Raw genomic sequence first — 734 nt, 5'->3', positions numbered from 1 at the left:
CGACGGCACGAACGGGCAGATAGGTCCGGCGGCTCTGAAGGCGGTGTATGACATGGCCCGCAAGGGTGCCCGTGATGAAATTCAGACACAGATGCGTGATGGTGGCCTGGTCTCCGGAGGTGGACGATGAAGACCTTCCGCTGGAAAGTGAAACCCGGTATGGATGTGGCTTCGGTCCCTTCTGTAAGAAAGGTGCGCTTTGGTGATGGCTATTCTCAGCGAGCGCCTGCCGGGCTGAATGCCAACCTGAAAACGTACAGCGTGACGCTTTCTGTCCCCCGTGCGGAGGCCACGGTACTGGAGGCGTTTCCGGACGCGCACGGGGGCTGGCACTCCTTTCTGGGGACGCCGCCTTATGAGTGGCGGCAGATAAAGGTGACCTGCGCAAAATGGTCGTCGCGGGTCAGTATGCTGCGTGTTGAGTTCAGCGCAGAGTTTGAACAGGTGGTGAACTGATGCAGGATATCCGGCAGGAAACACTGAATGAATGCACCCGTGCGGAGCAGTCGGCCAGCGTGGTGCTCTGGGAAATCGACCTGACAGAGGTCGGTGGAGAACGTTATTTTTTCTGTAATGAGCAGAACGAAAAAGGAGAGCCGGTCACTTGCCAGGGGCGACGGTATCAGCCGTATCCCATTCAGGGGAGCGGTTTTGAACTGAATAGCAAAGGCACCCGTACGCGCCGCACGCTGACGGTTGCTAACCGCAGCGGTATCTGTCTCTTATACACATCT

General features: G+C 57.6%; 2 protein-coding genes. Both read left to right on the top strand.

What is annotated here, in order from left to right; translation table 11 throughout:
• Positions 1 to 126 precede the first annotated feature (126 nt).
• The gene (locus tag CRV02_RS14285) at positions 127 to 456 is read left to right on the top strand and encodes a phage tail protein (RefSeq protein ID WP_129090902.1); all 330 of its coding nucleotides are present in this window, start codon (positions 127 to 129) and stop codon (positions 454 to 456) included.
• Positions 456 to 734: phage minor tail protein L (locus CRV02_RS14280; protein WP_129090901.1), on the top strand; the 279-nt coding region annotated here is incomplete at its 3' end. The genes CRV02_RS14285 and CRV02_RS14280, both read left to right, overlap by 1 nt.

The organism is Arcobacter sp. CECT 8989 (genome assembly GCF_004116715.1).
Classification (GTDB): Bacteria; Campylobacterota; Campylobacteria; order Campylobacterales; family Arcobacteraceae; genus Halarcobacter.
This window is presented reverse-complemented; position numbering and strand designations above follow the sequence as displayed.

Coding starts and splice junctions, on each gene's coding strand:
- CRV02_RS14285 (WP_129090902.1), top strand. CDS start 127: ATGAAGACCTTCCGCTGGAAAGTGAAACCCGGTATGGATGTGGCTTCG.